This window comes from Caulobacter sp. GW821-FHT10A06 (genome assembly GCF_059415805.1).
On record NZ_JBWKNY010000006.1, the window covers coordinates 120,653 to 138,838 of the forward strand.

The 18,186-nt window shown below is 68.3% G+C and carries 15 protein-coding genes; 6 read left to right on the forward strand and 9 right to left on the reverse strand.

Annotation, left to right across the window (positions count from 1 at the left end; translation table 11 throughout):
* The gene (locus tag AC07NF_RS18690; protein WP_492816939.1) at positions 1–1,608 is read right to left on the reverse strand and encodes an EAL domain-containing protein; all 1,608 of its coding nucleotides are present in this window, start codon (positions 1,606–1,608) and stop codon (positions 1–3) included.
* A 280-nt stretch (positions 1,609–1,888) separates the two neighbouring features.
* Between AC07NF_RS18690 and recA the strand changes: the two genes are divergently transcribed.
* Entirely contained in the window at positions 1,889–2,959 is a 1,071-nt protein-coding gene (gene recA / locus AC07NF_RS18695; RefSeq protein ID WP_492816937.1) for a recombinase RecA, read from the forward strand.
* Between the two features lie 497 nt (positions 2,960–3,456).
* Positions 3,457–6,105, forward strand: coding sequence for an alanine--tRNA ligase (gene alaS / locus AC07NF_RS18700; protein WP_494629701.1), 2,649 nt, complete (start codon positions 3,457–3,459; stop codon positions 6,103–6,105).
* 53 nt (positions 6,106–6,158) lie between these two features.
* On the opposite strand, the gene AC07NF_RS18705 is transcribed toward alaS, so the two are convergent.
* Positions 6,159–7,142, reverse strand: a complete 984-nt coding sequence (locus tag AC07NF_RS18705) for a LysR family transcriptional regulator (RefSeq protein ID WP_494629703.1) — start codon at positions 7,140–7,142, stop codon at positions 6,159–6,161.
* A 67-nt stretch (positions 7,143–7,209) separates the two neighbouring features.
* Between AC07NF_RS18705 and AC07NF_RS18710 the strand changes: the two genes are divergently transcribed.
* Positions 7,210–7,539: a nuclear transport factor 2 family protein gene (locus AC07NF_RS18710; RefSeq protein WP_494629705.1), complete on the forward strand. Its 330-nt coding sequence runs from the start codon at positions 7,210–7,212 to the stop codon at positions 7,537–7,539.
* Positions 7,536–8,324 carry an SDR family oxidoreductase gene (locus AC07NF_RS18715; RefSeq protein WP_494629707.1) on the forward strand — a complete coding sequence of 263 codons (789 nt, stop codon included), beginning with the start codon at positions 7,536–7,538 and terminating at the stop codon, positions 8,322–8,324. Before AC07NF_RS18710 ends, AC07NF_RS18715 begins: the two co-directional genes overlap by 4 nt.
* Positions 8,325–8,395: 71 nt before the next feature.
* Here AC07NF_RS18715 and AC07NF_RS18720 read toward each other — a convergent pair whose 3' ends face one another.
* A complete protein-coding gene (locus tag AC07NF_RS18720; RefSeq protein WP_494629710.1) occupies positions 8,396–8,881 on the reverse strand; it encodes a cupin domain-containing protein in 486 nt (161 codons plus the stop codon).
* A gap of 105 nt (positions 8,882–8,986) precedes the next feature.
* Between AC07NF_RS18720 and AC07NF_RS18725 the strand changes: the two genes are divergently transcribed.
* A complete protein-coding gene (locus tag AC07NF_RS18725; RefSeq protein WP_494629712.1) occupies positions 8,987–9,490 on the forward strand; it encodes a hypothetical protein in 504 nt (167 codons plus the stop codon).
* Here the strand turns inward: AC07NF_RS18725 and AC07NF_RS18730 are convergent.
* The 5 genes from AC07NF_RS18730 to AC07NF_RS18750 all read right to left on the reverse strand — a co-directional run bounded on the left by AC07NF_RS18730 (position 9,487) and on the right by AC07NF_RS18750 (position 14,458).
* Complete coding sequence (locus AC07NF_RS18730; protein ID WP_492816923.1) at positions 9,487–9,864, reverse strand: VOC family protein; 378 nt, start codon at positions 9,862–9,864, stop codon at positions 9,487–9,489. The genes AC07NF_RS18725 and AC07NF_RS18730 overlap by 4 nt on opposite strands.
* Before the next feature lie 55 nt (positions 9,865–9,919).
* Positions 9,920–11,197, reverse strand: a complete 1,278-nt coding sequence (locus tag AC07NF_RS18735) for a PepSY-associated TM helix domain-containing protein (RefSeq protein ID WP_494629719.1) — start codon at positions 11,195–11,197, stop codon at positions 9,920–9,922.
* A 156-nt stretch (positions 11,198–11,353) separates the two neighbouring features.
* A complete protein-coding gene (locus AC07NF_RS18740) occupies positions 11,354–12,283 on the reverse strand; it encodes an AEC family transporter (RefSeq protein ID WP_494630649.1) in 930 nt (309 codons plus the stop codon).
* Between the two features lie 13 nt (positions 12,284–12,296).
* Positions 12,297–12,875, reverse strand: coding sequence for a DUF2939 domain-containing protein (locus AC07NF_RS18745; protein WP_494629724.1), 579 nt, complete (start codon positions 12,873–12,875; stop codon positions 12,297–12,299).
* A gap of 371 nt (positions 12,876–13,246) precedes the next feature.
* A complete protein-coding gene (locus tag AC07NF_RS18750; RefSeq protein WP_454714805.1) occupies positions 13,247–14,458 on the reverse strand; it encodes an NADP-dependent isocitrate dehydrogenase in 1,212 nt (403 codons plus the stop codon).
* 249 nt (positions 14,459–14,707) lie between these two features.
* Here AC07NF_RS18750 and AC07NF_RS18755 point away from each other — a divergent pair, with 249 nt between their 5' ends.
* Positions 14,708–17,131, forward strand: a complete 2,424-nt coding sequence (locus tag AC07NF_RS18755; RefSeq protein ID WP_494630653.1) for an ATP-binding protein — start codon at positions 14,708–14,710, stop codon at positions 17,129–17,131.
* Here AC07NF_RS18755 and AC07NF_RS18760 read toward each other — a convergent pair.
* Complete coding sequence (locus AC07NF_RS18760; RefSeq protein WP_494629727.1) at positions 17,128–18,126, reverse strand: serine hydrolase; 999 nt, start codon at positions 18,124–18,126, stop codon at positions 17,128–17,130. The genes AC07NF_RS18755 and AC07NF_RS18760 overlap by 4 nt on opposite strands.
* Positions 18,127–18,186: the final 60 nt, after the last annotated feature.

An 18,186-nucleotide genomic window follows, 5' to 3' on the forward strand; every position in this document is an offset into this window, starting at 1 on the left:
CTAGCCCCAGCTGTCGGAAGCCCCGGCCCGGCGCGCAACGGCTTTGACCGGCGCGCTGGGTCGCAGGGCGGGGGCGGGCTTGTCGACCGGTTTGCCGTAGAGCCAGCCCTGGGCGAAATCGACGCCGGCGGCACGGACGATCTCCTCGACCTCGACGGTCTCGACCATCTCGGCGACGGTGCGGATCTTCAGGTCACGGCACAGCTCGACCAGGCGGCGCACCAGGGCGCCGTCGCGGCCGTTGTCGGCCAGTTCGCGGACGTAGCGGCCGTCGATCTTGACGATGTCCAGCTGCAGCTGCTGCAGGTAGGCGAACGAGGACGAACCGGCCCCGAAGTCGTCCAGGCAGACCAGCGAGCCCATGCCGCGCAGGCTCTGGATGTGCTGGTTGGCCACGGTCAGGTTGTCGATGGCGCGGGTCTCGGTGATCTCGAAGATCAGCCGGCCCTTGGCCTCGTCGTACTTGGCCAGCAGGCGGCTGACATGGTCGACGAAGCTCTCGTTGCCGATCGTCTGGCCCGAGACGTTGACCGCCAGGCGCAGCTTGCGCTCCTGGTCATTGGCCAGCTTCTTGACGGCCTGCTCGACGATGGCGTGGTCCAGCTCCTCGATCAGGTCGAATTCCTCGGCCATGCGGATCAGGGCGAACGGGCTGCCGCCGTCCTCGAACCGCACCAGGGCCTCGTGGTGATGGGCCAGGCCCGTGGCCAGCGAGACCACCGGCTGGTAGGCCAAAGTGAAGCGCCGCTGGCTGACCGCCACGCCCAGGGCGCCGGCGCGGGCCAGGGTCCGCTTCACGGACCGGTTCATCGCCTCCGACAGGGTCATCGGCGGCATGTCCTTCAGACCCTCGCGCAGGAAGTCGTCGAGGGCGTAGCGCAGGGCGCGAAGGGCGCGGGACGAGCCGCCGCCGGACTCCAGCGGCACCACGTGGGCGTCGGCCTCGGCGCTGACCATCTTGGTCAGGCGCTTGACCATGTTCTCGGGCCGGTCGTCGCGCTGGCGCAGCAGGGCGAAGCGGTCGGGCGACAGGCGAGTGGCGGCCGAACCGCCGTGCGACTCGGCGCGGACGGCGCTGGCGACGCGGACGTCCAAGGCCTGGGCCTCGCTGGGCGTCAGGCCTTCGCGCATGGCCCCCAGGCCCGCGAACTCGACCATGGCCAGTTCCAGCTCCAGGCCGGTGACGCGGGCGGCCTCGAACAGGCCCTGGGCGATGTCGTCGAACGACTCGCGAGGCTGCAGGCTGTCGGCGGTCAGGGGCGGGCCGGCCGACTGGGCGGCGGTGGCGGCGCACGAGACGCGGCCGTCGTTCTCGGGCAGGGCGCGCAGGATGACCCGCACGCAGCGATCCTCGGCCCCGGCCAGGCGCAGCACCACCGGACCCCGGCGGATGCCGTCGTCGGCGCAGCTGAGCATGGCCTCCATCAGCGGGCGGTCGTCGGGATGGAACAGGTCGGACCAGGCCTGGCCCATCAGGCCGGCCTCGCTCTTGCCCATGACCTTCTGCGCGGCGCCCAGCGCCAGGCGCACGCGGCCGCTCTGCAGCTCGACGAGAAGATCGGCGCTGGCGAAGGCCAGGCCCAGAAGGCGGCGCGGATCGATGGACAAGTCTGCAGTCCCCCCAAAAGACTGGACCATAAGAAGCAGTGAAGCTGGCACAGCGGGACTTAAGGACCGGTTTCGGCGCGGCGGGTGTCACGGAATTTCCAGCCCGGCAGGGTGCGGCATTCTGGCCTACGTCAGAAACGGACGTTTCTGGCCGTGAGAACATCTTGCGAACATGGAACAAAGCATGTACGCCTTTAACTGTGTTCCACAGGTCGTTGGGACGCGGCGCTGGAAGCGCCGATCGGGCGACCGGAATCATGGGATAGAGGGCGGATCAACAATGACAAGTCAGGCGGCTTTGAAACTCGTGGGCAAGGAAGAAGGCGACAAGCAACGCGCGCTAGAGGCGGCTCTCGCCCAGATCGACCGCGCGTTCGGCAAGGGCTCGGTGATGAAGCTGGGCGAAAAGGGCAAGGTCGAGATGGAGTCCGTCTCCACCGGCTCGCTCGGCCTGGATATCGCCCTGGGCATCGGCGGTCTGCCCAAGGGGCGGATCATCGAGGTCTACGGTCCGGAAAGCTCGGGTAAGACCACCCTGGCCCTGCACGTGGTGGCTGAAGTCCAGAAGGCTGGCGGCACCGCCGCCTTCGTCGACGCCGAGCACGCGCTGGACCCGTCGTATGCGCACAAGCTGGGCGTCAATCTCGACAGCCTGCTGGTCTCGCAGCCCGACAACGGCGAACAGGCCCTGGAGATCACCGACACCCTGGTGCGCTCGGGCGCCGTCGACATCGTCGTGATCGACTCGGTCGCGGCCCTGACGCCGAAGGCGGAAATCGAAGGCGAGATGGGCGACAGCCTGCCGGGCCTGCAAGCCCGCCTGATGAGCCAGGCGCTGCGCAAGCTGACCGCCTCGATCAACAAGGCCAACACCATCGTCATCTTCATCAACCAGATCCGTCACAAGATCGGGGTGATGTACGGCAGCCCGGAAACGACCACGGGCGGCAACGCGCTGAAGTTCTACGCCTCGGTGCGCCTGGACATCCGCCGCACCGGTTCGGTGAAGGTCCGTGACGAGATCATCGGCAACAACGTCCGCGTTAAGGTGGTCAAGAACAAGGTCGCCCCGCCGTTCCGCGAGGTCGAGTTCGACATCATGTACGGCGAGGGCATCTCCAAGCTGGGCGAAGTCATCGACCTGGGCGTCAAGGCCGGGATCATCGACAAGGCCGGCTCGTGGTTCTCGTACGGCAGCCAGCGCATCGGCCAGGGCCGCGACAATGTCCGCGAGTTCCTGAAGACCAATCCCGACGTCGCCGCCTCGATCGAAGCGGCCGTCCGCAAGTCGTCGCAGAAGATCGAGGAAGAGCTCCTGGTCGGCGGCCCGGAGGACGGCGAGGAAGAATAGTCCTCGCAAGGTTTCGCGGCCCTCGCCCGACCCCGGGCGTCCCCGCCTTCAACACGCCCGCGGCCGGACCGCCGCGAGGGCCGCGATTACAGGCCGCCTGGACCCCATGCCAGGCGGCCTATTTCGTTGATGGGAGGGGCCGGGGCTGGGCGGCAGATCCTCCCCCTAGCGGGGGAGGTGGCGCGAAGCGCCGGAGGGGGAAGAGGCGAGAGTTCAAGCAAGACCCGTCATCCCGCGCTTTATGCGCGGGACCCATGGTTCAGCTTCCGTGTGAGAGACCAATTCCGCTCCGCACCTGCGGCGGACAAATGGGTCCCGCGAACAAGTCGCGGGATGACGGCTGAGGGGCAGGGGAAGCCGGGATCCAGCCTCCGAACCCGCCCTTTTCCACCTCAACCCGGGTCACCATCTGTGGATCGGTTTCCCCTCCGCCAAAAACCGCGCTATGCAGCGCGCGACTCCCGGCCGCTCGCCGGACGCCCACACTTGAGACGCTCATGCCCAGCTTGAACGAGATCCGCAGCACCTTCCTCGACTACTTCGGCAAGGCCGATCACGCGGTGACGCCGTCGGCGCCGCTGGTGCCGCAGAATGATCCGACCCTGCTGTTCGTCAATGCGGGCATGGTGCCGTTCAAGAACGTGTTCACTGGCGCCGAGACGCCGGCCCATCCGCGCGCGGCCAGCTCGCAGAAGTGCGTCCGCGCCGGCGGCAAGCACAACGACCTGGACAATGTCGGCTACACGGCTCGCCACCACACCTTCTTCGAGATGCTGGGCAACTTCTCGTTCGGCGACTACTTCAAGGAACAGGCGATCCACCACGCCTGGACCCTGCTGACCCGCGACTTCGCCCTGCCGAAGGAAAAGCTGCTGGTCACGGTCTACCACACCGACGACGAGGCGGCCGACCTGTGGAAGAAGATCGCCGGCCTGTCGGACGATCGCATCATCCGCATCCCGACCAGCGACAACTTCTGGTCCATGGGCGACACCGGCCCGTGCGGCCCGTGCTCGGAAATCTTCTTCGACCACGGCGAAGGCATCCCCGGCGGCCCTCCGGGCAGCCCGGATGAAGACGGCGATCGCTTCATCGAGATCTGGAATCTCGTCTTCATGCAGTTCGAGCAGCTGGCCGGCGGCGAGCGCGTCTCGCTGCCCAAGCCCTCGATCGACACCGGCATGGGCCTGGAACGCGTCGCGGCCGTCCTGCAGGGCGTGCACAACAACTACGACGTCGACCTGTTCAAGAGCCTGATCGCCGCGTCGGTCGAGCTGACCGGCGTCAAGGCCGAGGGCGACCAGGCCCCTTCGCACCGCGTCATCGCCGACCACCTGCGCTCGTCGTCGTTCCTGCTGGCCGATGGCGTGACGCCGTCGAACGAAGGCCGTGGCTATGTCCTGCGCCGGATCATGCGCCGCGCCATGCGCCACGCCTATCTGCTGGGCGCCAACGAGCCCCTGATGCACCGGCTGGCCCCGACCCTGGTGGCCGAGATGGGCCAGGCCTATCCGGAACTGCGCCGCGCCGAGGCCTCGATCGTCGAGACCCTGCGCCAGGAAGAAGAGCGCTTCCGCGTCACCCTGGGTCGCGGCATGGGCCTGCTGGACGAGGCCACCGCCAATCTGACCAGCGGCGGCGTGCTGGACGGCGACACCGCCTTCAAGCTGTACGACACCTACGGCTTCCCGCTGGACCTGACCCAGGACGCCGTGCGCGCCAAGGGCCTGACCGTCGATACCGACGCCTTCGATGCGGCCATGGAAAAGCAGCGCCAGATGGCGCGCGCCAACTGGGCCGGCTCGGGCCAGCAGGCCGGCGCGGCCGCCTGGTTCGCGATCAAGGAAAAGGCCGGCGCGACCGACTTCGTCGGCTATGAGAACACCGAGACCACGGGCGTCGTGAAGGCGCTGCTGGTCGACGGCGTCGAGGTCGAGAGCGCCACCGGCGGGACGACGGTCGAGGTGCTGCTGGACCGCACCAGCTTCTACGCCGAGAGCGGCGGCCAGGCCGGCGACACCGGCGTGCTGGAAGCCAATGGCCGCGAGAACAAGGTCATCGACACCCAGAAGCAGGCCGGCGAGCTGTTCGTTCACCGCGTCGAGCTGTCGGGCGACCTGAAGGTCGGCGACCAGGTCGTGGCCTCGGTCGACGCCGAGCGCCGCCACACCACCCGCTCCAACCACTCGGCCGCCCACCTGGTGCACGCCGCCCTGCACCATGTGCTGGGTCCGCACGTCGCCCAAAAGGGCCAGATGGTCGACGGCGAGCGCATGCGCTTCGACTTCAGCCACGGCGGCCCGCTGACGGCCGAGGAGCTCGACCGCATCGAGGCCGAGGTCAACGAGGTCATCCGCCAGAACGTCCCGGCCGAGACCAAGGAAATGGCCCCGCAGGAGGCCATCGAGGCCGGCGCCGTGGCCTTGTTCGGCGAAAAGTACGGCGACAGCGTCCGCGTGCTGACCCTGGGCAAGTCGCTGGCCGACGAGGCCAAGGCCTATTCGGTCGAACTGTGCGGCGGCACCCACGTGGCTCGCACCGGCGACATCGCCCTGTTCAAGATCGTCTCGGAGCAGGGCGTCGCCGCCGGCGTGCGCCGCATCGAGGCCCTGACCGGCGAGGCGGCCCGCCGCTTCCTGCTGGACCAGGCGGGCGTGGCCAAGTCGCTGGCCGACCAGTTCAAGACCCCGGTCCTGGAAGTCGGCGCCCGCGTCGACGCCCTGATCGCCGACCGCAAGCGTCTCGAGAAGGAACTGGCCGACGCCAAGAAGCAGCTGGCCCTGGGCGGCGGCGGTGGCGCGGCGGCCGGTCCGGAAGACATCAATGGCACGGCCCTGATCGCCCGCGTCCTGGACGGCGTCGGCGGCAAGGAGCTGCGCGGCGTCGCCGAGGAGTTCAAGAAGCAACTGACCAATGGCGGCGTCGTCGCCCTGGTCGGCACCAGCGACGGCAAGGCCGCCGTCACCGTGGCCGTCACCGCCGACCTGACCGGTAAGTTCAGCGCCGCCGACCTCGCCAAGGCCGCCGTGATCGCCATGGGCGGCCAGGGCGCGGGCGGCAAGGCCGACTTTGCCCAGGGCGGCGCGCCCGACGACAGCAAGGCGAGCGAAGGCCTCGCGGCGGTCAAGGCGGCGCTGGCCGGCTGATCAGGCCACCAGCCTGAAACGAGATGAGGGGACGTCGAAAGGCGTCCCCTTTTTCATGTCCGAAGAGACTGGAAGCGATCGCCGGCTCCACTATGCCGCCGCGCGAAGTCGATGAACGCCTTGAACGCGGCGGTCGGATTGCGCCGGCTCGGATAGTAGAGGCTCAAGGGCGCCAGCGTGGGCGTCCAATCTTCAAGCACGCGGACAAGGCGGCCCGCCTCGATGTCGTCTCGCACGTCGGACTCCATCGCCAAGGTCAGACCGACGGAAGCGAGGGCGGCGGCGCGTGCGAGGCTCGCTTCGTCGAGGGTGATGGCGCCCTCGACGTCGACATGGACCGATTGCCCATCCTTCTCGAACGGCCAGCGGTAGATCGCGCCATTGGGAAGCCGGACGCGGAAACAAGAATGCTGGGCGAGGTCCTGGGGGATCTTGGGCGTCCCGTGCGCTTTCAAATAGGCTGGTGAGCCCACCACGACATTGCGCCGCGCGCGCCCCAGCGGAAGGGCTATCATGTCGGCCGGCACAAGGTCCGCGCTCCGGACGCCCAGGTCGAAGCCGCCCGCGACAATGTCCACCAGACGTCCCTCAGTGACGATATCGATATGGACCTGAGGGTGCGCGCGCAGGAACGGCAGGACGAGCCAGGAGAAAATCTCCCGCGCGGCGGTCGGAAAGGCGTTGATGCGCAGCGTGCCCGAAGGCGTAGCCTGTTGAGCGCGCGCAACCTCCATGGCCTCATGAATGTCGCGCACGGCGGGCGCGACTTGCGCGACGAATTGCTGGCCGGCCTCTGTCAGGGAGACGCTTCGCGTCGTCCGATTGAAAAGCCGTAAGCCAAGCGTGCGCTCCAGCTTTCCGACCGCATTGCTAAGCGCGGTCGTTGAAACCCCGAGCTCAAGCGCGGCCGTGCGGAACTTGCCCAGGCGGGCGACCATGAGGACGGCGTCCAATTCCGTCAGGCTGCTCAGCGCCATTGTCCCGGTTTCCGTGATGAAGCGTCCCAGACTGTCCTGATTATCGCGCGATCTGTCCATCGCTACCTTGCTGACATCGCACTTTCAGCCGCCCCGGCCGGAAGTGCAGCAAGCAGGACAGAAACAAATGTCGCTCGACCTTCCATCCCCGATCGCCGCGTATGTGGCCGCGAATGCCCGCCTGGACGCCGCCGGCATGCTCGAGCCCTTCGCGGCCGACGCTGTCGTCCGCGACAACGGGGCCGTTTTGCGGGGCCACGCCGAAATCAGCGCCTTGTTTGAAGAGGCCGTGATCCCCGTGAAGGCGATCTTCACGCCAGACGCCGCCCGCCACGAGGACGGCCAGGTCGTCGTCGAAGGCCCCGCCCACGGCGACTTCAAGGGCAGCCCGATCCGCTTCACCTACCGCTTCACGCTCGAAAACGACGCCATCAAAGCTCTGGAGATCACGGCATGACCCTCAAGGCTGATCCGACCGAGTTCGCGGGAAAGCGCGTGCTCATCAGCGGCGGCTCCAAGGGCCTGGGCCGCGCCACCGTGGACCGCTTCCTGGCCGGCGGCGCCCGGGTGATCACCGCCGCTCGCGGCAGCCTGGAGCCTATCGACGGCGTCGAGTTCATCCAGGCAGACCTGATGACGGCGCAGGGCGGGGAAAGCCTGGCCAAGGCGGCGCTCGAGCGCCTGGGCGGCGTCGACATCCTCGCCCACGTGATCGGCGGATCGTCCTCGCCGGGCGGCGGCTTTGTCGCCCTGACCGACGATCACTGGCTCTCCGAACTGAACCTGAACCTTCTGGCCACGGTCCGCCTGGATCGCCTGCTGGTTCCGCAGATGATCGAGCGCGGCGCCGGCGCTGTGGTGCACGTCACCTCCATCCAGTCGGTTCTGCCTCTGCCCGAGGCGACCACGGCCTATGCCGCCGCCAAGGCCGCGCTCAGGACCTACAGCAAGTCGATCTCCAAGGAATTGGGTCCCAAGGGTGTGCGGGTCAACGCCGTCTCCCCCGGCTGGATCATGACCGAGTCGTCCGTCGACTTGCTGAAGCGCCTGCAGGCCGCCAATGGCGGCACGATCGAGGAGGCGCGGCAACTCGTCCTGGACAGCCTGGGCGGGATCCCGATCGGGCGTCCGGCCGATCCCCATGAGGTCGCCGACGTCATCGCCTACCTGGCCTCGGATCGCGCCGCCGCGATCCACGGCGCGGAGTTTGTCATCGACGGCGGCACGGTGCCGACCGTCTGATTGCTGGCGTGCGTTCACGCTTGGCCGAACGGGCTAAGCGTGGACAGACGTCCTGGCGCCTGACCGGCCCGCTACTTCGCGCCCGGCAGCTTAATTCCCAGCAGCACCAGCCGCTCTCCGGTGATCCCGAACCAGTGCGGCACGCCCGCGGGAACGAGGATGACGTCGCCCGGGCCGAGTGTCCGCGTCGCGCCGCCTTCGATCTGGCCGCCTTCGATCAGGTTAGCGTTCTTGGGCTTGGCATCCGTCATGGTTCCGCCGGAGACCAGCGTGCCCGCGCCTTCCAGCACGATGGCGTATTCGGCTTCGGCGGGGTGGACGGCGGGGCGGCCGGGCTTCTTCCAGATTTCGATCGCCGCCACGGTGGCGCCGTCGCGGACCAGGGGGCGCCACATGAACCCTTGGTCGGGCTTCATGGCGGCGAGCATGTCGCGGAGCTGGGCCTGGACATCCGCGCTGCTGGCGAAACCAGAAGGTTCGGCGGCGGAGGCGGTCGCCACGCCGGCCGAGACGGTCAGCAGCAACGACGTCGCGCAGATCGTGAACGTTTTCGCCATTGTCTTCACCGCAGCTCTCCCTCGGTCGACTGAGGTTGCGACTTGACGGCAGCGCGCACGCCAGTTCAATAGAATTACAAACGTAGTTCAAATCTGGATGGTCGTATGTCTCGGAAGGCCCTGATGGTCGTCGGTCTGCTGGCCCTGGCCGGCTGCGAGCAGAAGTCGGTCGACACCCCGAAGCATTTCGCGCCGCCCGCCCTGTGGCGGATCGAGGTGGTCGAGGACTCCGGCGGCCAGGGCGGCGTGGTCCTGGTCTGCGCCAATCCCGAGGTGGTCAGCTCGTTCTCGCGGGTCGAGCCGAACATCAACGGCGCGCCCTGCCAGCTCTATGGCCAAGTCGCCAAGGACACCGCCGACGAGCACATCAAGCGCTGCCAGGTCGGCGATACGCGCTACGGCCTCTATGTCACGACGACGCGCTACAAGGTCGACGACTTCACGGTCCGCTTCGCGCTGCAACCGCTGCAGTCCGCTGGAGGCAAGGTGGTCCAGGCCCGTCGCTATCAGCGGATCGGTCCGTGTCCGACGGGCTGGAAGGCCGGCGACCAGGGACCGCCCGGCAGCGCGCCGACCTCCAATGTGCTGAGCGGGCAGGGGCCGGGCTAGCTCTTCAAGAACGCCGACAGCTTGTTGCCGTCCGGATCGCGCACATAGGCCAGGTAGTAGCCCTCGCCATAGGCCGGACGCGGACCGGGCGGGCCGGCGCAGACGCCGCCCTTGGCCATGGCGGCGGCGTAGAAGGCGTCGACCTGCTCCGAGGTCTCGGCCTTCAGCCCCACCATGATGCCGTTGCCGGCCTTGGCGGGCAGGCCGTTCTCGGGCGCGCAGATCATGACGGTGGCGTGCTCGGGATCGGGGCCGTAGCCGATCCAGTCGCCCTGCCGCCAAAGCCGCTGGTTGCCCAGGGCGCCCAGCACGGCGTCGTAGAAGTCGCCGGCGCGGTCGATGTCGCTGGCGCCGATGGTGATGTAGCTGATCATGGCGTCTCCTCCTGACGCCAATCTAGGTCGCGCCGCTGACAGAGATTGTCAGCAGTCAGGCCTTGGCCCGGCGGGCCACTCGCGCCTTGCGCTTCTTCAGCCAGATTACCACGCCGGTGACGCTGAGCGCCGCGACGACGACGCCCATGAACGAGATCAGGATTCGCCCGGGCAGGCCCAGGATCCGGCCCGAGTGCAGCGGGAACTGGGCCTGGACGAAGATGTCGGCGGCGGTGCCGACCCACGGCAGGCGCTCGCCCGCCGGCAGGCCTGTCTGGGCGTCGTAGTAGAGGTAGGGCGTGCCGACGCCGGCCGCGCCGTGGTCGCCGCCCGGCTGGTGGAAGGTCACGCCATAGACGCCGTAGCCGGGGGCGTAGAAGGCGCCGCCGACAGGGTCGGTCCAGCCGCGCTTCTTGGCTTCCGCCTGAGCCGTCTCGATGACCTGGGCGTAGGTCTTCTTGGCGATGATGGGCTGGTCCAGCGGCGCGGGCGTGCGCAGTTCGAACGGGCCGGGCGTGGTCTTCGAGACCTTGGACAGCACCGGATAGAAGACCTCGGTGTAGAGGTTCAGCGAAAAGGCCGTGAAGGCCACGGTGAACAGCACGCCCCACAGCCACAGGCCAAAGGCCCGGTGGATGTCGAAATTGATCCGGTAGGCGCTGGCCTTGGTCTTGATCTGCCAGGCCGGCTTCCAGCGGCTCCACCAGCCCTTGCCCGTCTTGGCGGGCAGCGTGAGGTAGAAGCCGACGAAGCAGTCGATCGTCCACAGCACGGCGATCACGCCCATCAGCCAGACGCCCCAGCGGTCGATGCCCCACATGGCCGGGATGTGCAGGGTGTAGTGCAGCACATACAGGAACGAGACGAGGGTCTCGCTGGTGATCGGCCAGGCCGCGCCCCAGTCGCGCCGGCCCAGCTCGGCGCCGGTCGCCGGGTCGATGAAGACCTGGTTGTAGCCGGGGACGAACAGCTTGCCGGTGGCCGGGTTCTGCTTGGGATAGACGCCAAAGGCGTAGGCCTCGCCCTTCTCGGGGGCCAGCGGGACGAAGGTAACCTGCACACGCGGGTCGCGGGCCTCGATCAGCTTGGCCACCTCCAGCGGCGCCTTGGGGAGGCCCTCGGCGCGGGCGTGCATCAGGTGCGGATTTAGCAGGTCGTCCAGCTCGTGGTCCCACGAGATGACCGCGCCGGTGACACCCGAGATGAACAGGAAGCCGGCGATGAACAGCCCGACCCAGCGGTGGAAGAAACCCAGCAGCGGGCGCAGGGCCAGCTTGGGCAGGCTCACGCTGCCAGCGGCTTTGGCGACAGCGGGCGGGGTGCGGGCGTCCATATACTCGGATCCTGGAAAGCGGCGACGAGGCGCGGAAAGACGCCAGCGCCATGACTGTGCGATTTCCATGCAATCGATAATTACTCGCAAATGCGTCTATCGGCCGGGGGCGGCGGTGTCAAACACCCGCAAGGTCGGCCGGCTCGATTCCGGGATCTATTTCAGCAGCAGGGCGGCCAGGGCCAGGGTGACCATCGAGAGGGCCGTGGTCAGGGCCACTGTGCGGGCCGCGCCTCGGGCGAAGACGCCATAGGCGCGGGTCTGGATGAAGACGTTCACGGCCGTCGGGGCGGCGGCGAGCAGGGTCGCGCCGGCGCGGAAGGCGGGTGGGGCCGGGGTCAGGCCGATCGCGAACCAGGCCAGCAGCGGGAAGGCGACCAGCTTGCCGATGGCGGCCAGGGTGACCGGCCCCCACGAGGGCGCTGCCTGGCCCTCGGTCTCGCGCAAGCCCAGGGCCGCGCCCAGGGCGACCAGGCCAACCGGACTGCCCGAGGCGGCGGCCATGCCGACGGCGCGGTCCAGGGGCTCGGGTAGGGCCAGGTCCAGCAGGGCCAGGGCGACGCCGGCCAGGGCGGCGGCCACCACGGGGTTGCGGAACGCCTGGACGGTCGAGCGCCAGACCGAACGGCCCGCCGCCCAGCCCAGCAGGCCCACGCCCGTGGCGGCCATGACCACGAAGTCGATGGCCACGACGCCGGCGACCAGGCGGGCGGTCTCGGCGCCCATGACGGCGGCGGTGATCGGCAGGGCCAGGAAGGCGCTGTTGCCCACGCCCGACGCCATCCCCGCGCCGCCGCGCTCGGCCTTGCTCCAGCCCAGCACGCGCCCGGTGGTGACGACGGCGGCCATGACCAGCAGGCCGGCGCCGGCATAGGCCGCCAAGCCTAGCAGCAGGTCATGCCCCGGGCGTCCCAGGCGCGACAGCGAGTGCAGCAGCAGGGCGGGGAAGCCGACCCAATAGACATAGGCCGAGAGGCCCTGGGTCATCTTGGCGTCGAGCAGGCGCAGACGGCTCAGCGTCAGGCCGGCGCCGACCAGCAGGAAGAACGGCCAGACCCGTGAGACGACGTCGAGAACGAGAGGCAGCACGGGTTAAGCGTCAGCCCTGGCGTTCGTCGCCCGGCAGGCGGATGTGCACCAGCTTCCAGGTGAACAGCGCCTTGCGCTCGAAGGTGAAGATCGTGACCTTGCCGCTGGCGTCCGGGCGCTTGATCGAGATGCGCACGCGGTTGGGATCCCAATAGGCGATGCCGGGATAGGGGCCGCGCACCACGTCCTTGATCTGACCGCCCAGCGAGCCGTCGCGGGCCGAGGCCGGCGGAGCCTTGCCGGGCGCATAGCCACGGGTCAGGGCCGAGACGCCGGCCACGGTCAGGTAGCGGTCGACCTTGGGCTCGGGCGGGGCCAGGGGTTCGATGGCCTTCTTGAAGACGCTGAGCGGGTCGCGCCAGATCGACGGGTTCTCGGGCTGGGCGGCTGGCGTGTCGGCCAGGAGCTGGCCGGTCAGGCTGCGGCGCACGGCCGGGAAGTCGACCAGCTCGCCGATGGCCTGGACGTCTTCGTACTGGGCGGCGGCTTTCAGGGCCCGGAATGCGAACCAGGGCGCCGTAGCGAAGGCGGCGGCGAAGACGAAGATCGCCAAGACGATCAGGTCCCAGATCCGCTTCTGCAGAGTCATGCCGCTTTGCCCACCTCAAAGGTTAACGCGGATAGACCAGCTATCGCCGTTCGCCGCAAGGGCGCTCGCGCGTCAGGCGCGCTCGCTATGGGGAGGGACAGAAAAAAGCGCCGCTCCCGGGGGCGGAAGCGGCGCTTGAGGCGGATCCGGTCGGGGAGGAAACTCTCGACTACGGATCGGGGAAGGCGCCCAACAGGACGACTTGCACGCAAGTGAAGTCTTATAAGTTGTATTTGTCAATTGTCGCCCAAGGATTGTTGTGAGCGATCTTCGAACAAGACGCTGATGGAGCGCGGCAAGGGGGAATAAGAAAACGCCCCGGAGGTGATCCTCCGGGGCGCTCTTGTCTCTGGGCTTAAGAGCCTGGAGTCTTAGGCCATGGCCTTCTTCAGGTTCTCGTCGATCTTGTCGAGGAAACCTTCGGTGGTCAGCCAGCCTTGCTTGTCGCCGACCAGCAGGGCCAGGTCCTTGGTCATGTAGCCGCTCTCGACGGTGTCGACGCAGACCTTTTCCAGGGTCAGGGCGAAGTCGGCCAGTTCCTGGTTGTTGTCCAGCTTGGCGCGGTGGGCCAGGCCACGGGTCCAGGCGAAGATCGAGGCGATCGAGTTGGTCGAGGTGCTCTCGCCCTTCTGGTGCTGGCGGTAGTGGCGGGTGACGGTGCCGTGGGCGGCTTCGGCTTCCACCGTCTTGCCGTCCGGCGTCATCAGCACCGAGGTCATCAGGCCCAGCGAGCCGAAGCCCTGGGCGACGATGTCCGACTGCACGTCGCCGTCGTAGTTCTTGCAGGCCCAGACGTAGCCGCCCGACCACTTCAGCGCCGAGGCGACCATGTCGTCGATCAGGCGGTGCTCGTAGTGGATGCCCTTGGCCTTGAACTGGTCGGCGTATTCGGCGTCGAAGATCTCCTGGAAGATGTCCTTGAAGCGGCCGTCATAGGCTTTCAGGATCGTGTTCTTCGTGGAGAGATAGACCGGATAGCCGCGGCCCAGGCCGTAGGCGAACGAGGCGCGGGCGAAGTCGCGGATCGAGTCGTCGAGGTTGTACATGCCCATGGCCACGCCGGCCGACGGGCTCTTGAACACTTCGTGCTCGATGGTTTCGCCGTCTTCGCCGACGAACTTGATCGACAGCGTGCCCTTGCCCGGGAACAGGAAGTCGGTGGCCTTGTACTGGTCGCCGAAGGCGTGACGGCCGACGATGATCGGCTGGGTCCAGCCCGGCACCAGGCGCGGCACGTTCTGGCAGATGATCGGTTCGCGGAAGATCACGCCGCCCAGGATGTTGCGGATCGTGCCGTTCGGCGACTTCCACATCTTCTTGAGGTTAAATTCCGTGACGCGTTGCTCGTCCGGCGTGATGGTGGCGCACTTCACGGCGACGCCGTGCTTCTTGGTGGCCTCGGCGGCGTCGATCGTCACCTGGTCGTTGGTGGCGTCGCGGTTCTCGACCGACAGGTCGTAGTAGTCCAGTTCCAGATCCAGGTACGGGAAGATCAGCTTATCCTTGATGAGCTTCCAGATGATCCGGGTCATTTCATCGCCGTCCATGTCGACGACGGGGTTGGCGACTTTAATCTTGGCCATTGCGGGGAGGTTCCTCTGGCGGTGGCGCGCCTGTGGCGATCTGGCGCACAGGGCCAGGAAGCGGCGCGGACCGGGAGGCTATAGACTGTTGCGTCGCAGGGGAAAAGCCAGTCGGTTCCACCTTGCTAGTGAGTTCAGCGTTCAAGCGTAGCGATTTGGGGATAACGGCCCGGGGGCGCGGGCCAGGGAGCTTTCTTGAACGAGGCTATAGCGGGGGTGACCGCGCCTTTGGCGCGGCGGCTGCTGACCATGGTGGCGATCCTGTCGATCGCCGTGACGGGCGTCGCGACGGCGGCGGCCTTCGTCTTCGTGCGCAAAAGCGCGGCCGACACTCAGACCCGGCACCTGGCCGAATATGTCGGCGAGCGGGTCAAGACCGAGGACCGGCTGTTCTCCGACCTGGTCAAGGTGCACGACGCGGCGGGCGAGGCCCTGACCCGGCGCCTGGCCATGAGCGACGACCCCGAGATCCACGCCCAGTTCGAGCGGTTGTTCCCGGAAAAGGGCGACGGCACCCGGCGCTCGATCCCCGGCCTGTTCGACGGGGCGCGGATCGGCAACCGCTACGTCTATGGCGTCGGCGCCTACCTGCCGCAGGCCGACACGATGAGCCTGCCCGAGCAGGAGCTGTTCGTCGGCGCGACCGATGTCGTGGCCGCGACCGGCGAGACCGAGATCCGTCACTACGACAACTTCTACTTCTTCACGCCCCGCACGCGTCTGGTGATGTTCGGCCCCAACCGGCCCGACAAGCTGATGTTCTACCGCCAGACCGCGCCGCCGACCCTGAACATCGCCCACGAGGAAATGACCCAGCTGACCCTGCCGGAGAACAATCCGAGCCGGGTCATGAAGTGCACCAAGCTGCGGCGGCTGATCTCCGACCCCAGCGGCCGCGGCCTGAACGCGGCCTGCATGACGCCTTTCTACTACAAGGGCCAGTTCAAGGGGGCGTTCGGCACCAGCCTGTCGCTGGACAGCTACCTGCTGCGTGCCGTGGCCGACGCCCTGCCGGGCGGGCGCAACCTGATCGTGGCCGACGACGGCGAGCTGGTGGCCGCGCAAGGCCTGGCCCGCAACGGCGTCGTCGATGTCGGCATCCTGCGCAAGTTCGAGACCGACAATGACCTCAAGCGCCTGGTCGACCACATCGGCGCCCAGAAGCGCGAGGTCGGCACCGTGCTCTCGCCCAAGGGCGACAAGCTGGTGGCCTATGGCCGCCTGGTCGAGCCGGGCTGGTGGTTCATCATGGCCTTCCCGTCCAGCGACATCGTCTGGTCGTCGCTGAAGACGGCCTCGTGGGTGCTGCTGTTCGGCTTCATCGGCGTAGCCCTGCAGGCGCCGCTGCTCTATCGCCTGACCAACCGGATGGTCACCGAACCGCTCGAAAAGCTGGCCGACGCCCAGCAGCAGGGCGATCCCGCCGCGGCTCGCCCGATCGAGGCGCGGGCGGACGAAATCGGCTCGCTAGCCCGCGCGCTGCGCCGCCAGCGCGACCGCAACGAGGAACTGCGCCGCTCGCTGGAAGACCGCGTGGCCGAGCGCACCGCCGAGCTGGAGCGCGCCAACCAGGCCAAGTCGGTGTTCCTGGCCAACATGTCCCACGAGCTGCGCACGCCGCTGAACGGCGTCATCGCTATCGGCGACCGCCTGGCCAACGAGGAAGATCCCGAGGCTCGCCGCGAGCTGGCCGCCCTGGTCTCGTCCTCGGGGCGCCTGCTGGAGCAGGTGCTGGGCGACATCCTGGACGTCTCCAAGATCGAGGCCGGCGAGTTCCAGCTGACCATCGGCGCCTTCGACCTGACCCAGCTGGTGCGCGGCATGGCCGAGCTGCACGCGGCGGCGGCCGAGGCCAAGCACCTGGTGTTCCGCTGGTCGGTCACGCCCGACGCCGAGGGAACCTATGACGGCGACGCCGGGCGGATCAGCCAGATCCTCTCCAACCTGTTGGCCAATGCCGTGAAGTTCACGGCCGAAGGCGAGGTCTCGTTGGAGGTCGACCGTGTGGGCGAGGCGGTGCGGTTCGTGGTGCGCGACACCGGCGTCGGCTTCGACGGGGCCGTGCGTGACCGCCTGTTCAAGCGCTTCGTCCAGGCCGACCAGTCGATCACCCGCCAGTTCGGCGGCACGGGTCTGGGCCTGTCGATCTGCGCCGCCTTGGCCGAAATGATGGGCGGGACGATCGACGCCGACGCCACGCCGGGCCAGGGCGCGCGCTTCGAGGTGGTGCTGCCGCTGATCCGCTGCGCCGATTTGGCCGAAAAGGCCGTCGAGGAGGACCGCGAGATCTCGCTGGAAGGCCTGCGGGTGCTGGTCGCCGAGGACCATCCGACCAACCGCAAGGTCGTCGAGATCGTGCTGGAGCCGTTCGGCGTGGACCTGACCATGGTCGAGGACGGCCAGGCGGCGCTGGACGCGCTGGAGGCCGCCAGCTTCGACGCGGTGCTGATGGACATGCAGATGCCGGTGATGGACGGCCTGACCGCCACCCGCGCCATCCGTGCGCGTGAAGCGTCCTCGAACGCGCCGCCGGTGCTGGTCGTCATGCTGACCGCCAACGCCATGGAAGAGCACGTCGCCGCCGCCCACTCGGCTGGCGCCAATCTGCACCTGGCCAAGCCGCTGCATCCGGCCCAGCTGCTGGAGGCCCTGGCGCGGGTTCGCCGGCGCTAGAACTCTTCCAGCACGGCCTTGCCGATGTCGGTGATGATCCGTTCGCGGGTCGCCGCGTCGGCCGTGGAGCCGGTCAGGAACACCACGAAGGCCACGCGCCGGCCGCCCTTCAGCTCGACCACGGCCAGGGCGTGGCTGGACGGCGTGAAGCCCTGGTCGGCGCGCGCCGAGCCGGCCGCCTGGGCCAGCCGAGCGCCCCTGGGCAAGGCCAGGGCCAGATGGCCGGGATCGTGGCCCAGCAGGCGATCGGCGTCGGGCGATACGCCCAGCTCGCGCTGCATGAAGGCCTCCAGCAGCCGCAGCATGCCGACGGGCGTGGCGGTGTCGCGGTGGTCGGTCTGCAGTTCGCGGGCGGCGAGGGCGCGTTGCGCGGGCGGCACGCTGGCGATCGCCTTGGTCCAGGCCGCTTCGCCCTTCCAGTCGGCGCGGAACGAGGCCAGGCCCACGGCCTCTGTGCGGACCTGGCGCTGGTAGCGGTCGACGCGGACGCCTTCGATGCGCTTGACGTCCAGCCAGCCGCCGACGGCGCCCGGTCCGCCGATCTTCTTGGTCAGCAGGTCCAGCGCGGTGGCGTCGCCGTGTTCGGCCAGCACCTCCAGGTCGACGACGCTCCAGACCTGGCGTTCGGGCCAGGCGTCGGCCACGGCGCTGGGCGGCGGCGACAGGTCGACGTCGCGGACGGGAATGGTCGTCTCGGGCGACAGGCGGCCGGCCGCCGTCTCGGCCATCGTCGCCGCCAGGATCGGAACCCGCGCCGCCGGGCCCAGCGGAAAGGCGTGGTCGCCGTTGAAGACCCACATCTGCCGGGTGGTCAGGTCCTCGACCGCCACGCCCAGCACGGCCGGTTGGGCGCGGGCGGCGATCGCCTCGATCCGCTTCTGCAGCCGCTTGGGCTTCATGATCGGTTCTTCCTGGCCCAGCATCGGCTGTTTCTCGCCGCAGGCATGCAGCAGGGGCAGGGCGAGGAGGGCGGTCAGGACGGCGCGGCGGGACATGCCGGGTAAACGCGGCCGTGGCGGTTTCGGCTGCCAGCCTCTTGCATCGGGCGCTCAGTC

Excerpts from the sequence above, each read along its gene's own strand:
- recA (WP_492816937.1), top strand. The coding sequence starts at position 1,889 with ATGACAAGTCAGGCGGCTTTGAAACTCGTGGGCAAGGAAGAAGGCGAC.
- alaS (WP_494629701.1), top strand. The coding sequence starts at position 3,457 with ATGCCCAGCTTGAACGAGATCCGCAGCACCTTCCTCGACTACTTCGGC.
- AC07NF_RS18705 (WP_494629703.1), bottom strand. The coding sequence starts at position 7,142 with ATGGACAGATCGCGCGATAATCAGGACAGTCTGGGACGCTTCATCACG.
- AC07NF_RS18710 (WP_494629705.1), top strand. The coding sequence starts at position 7,210 with ATGTCGCTCGACCTTCCATCCCCGATCGCCGCGTATGTGGCCGCGAAT.
- AC07NF_RS18715 (WP_494629707.1), top strand. The coding sequence starts at position 7,536 with ATGACCCTCAAGGCTGATCCGACCGAGTTCGCGGGAAAGCGCGTGCTC.
- AC07NF_RS18720 (WP_494629710.1), bottom strand. The coding sequence starts at position 8,881 with ATGGCGAAAACGTTCACGATCTGCGCGACGTCGTTGCTGCTGACCGTC.
- AC07NF_RS18725 (WP_494629712.1), top strand. The coding sequence starts at position 8,987 with ATGTCTCGGAAGGCCCTGATGGTCGTCGGTCTGCTGGCCCTGGCCGGC.
- AC07NF_RS18730 (WP_492816923.1), bottom strand. The coding sequence starts at position 9,864 with ATGATCAGCTACATCACCATCGGCGCCAGCGACATCGACCGCGCCGGC.
- AC07NF_RS18735 (WP_494629719.1), bottom strand. The coding sequence starts at position 11,197 with ATGGACGCCCGCACCCCGCCCGCTGTCGCCAAAGCCGCTGGCAGCGTG.
- AC07NF_RS18745 (WP_494629724.1), bottom strand. The coding sequence starts at position 12,875 with ATGACTCTGCAGAAGCGGATCTGGGACCTGATCGTCTTGGCGATCTTC.
- AC07NF_RS18750 (WP_454714805.1), bottom strand. The coding sequence starts at position 14,458 with ATGGCCAAGATTAAAGTCGCCAACCCCGTCGTCGACATGGACGGCGAT.
- AC07NF_RS18755 (WP_494630653.1), top strand. The coding sequence starts at position 14,708 with ATGGTGGCGATCCTGTCGATCGCCGTGACGGGCGTCGCGACGGCGGCG.
- AC07NF_RS18760 (WP_494629727.1), bottom strand. The coding sequence starts at position 18,126 with ATGTCCCGCCGCGCCGTCCTGACCGCCCTCCTCGCCCTGCCCCTGCTG.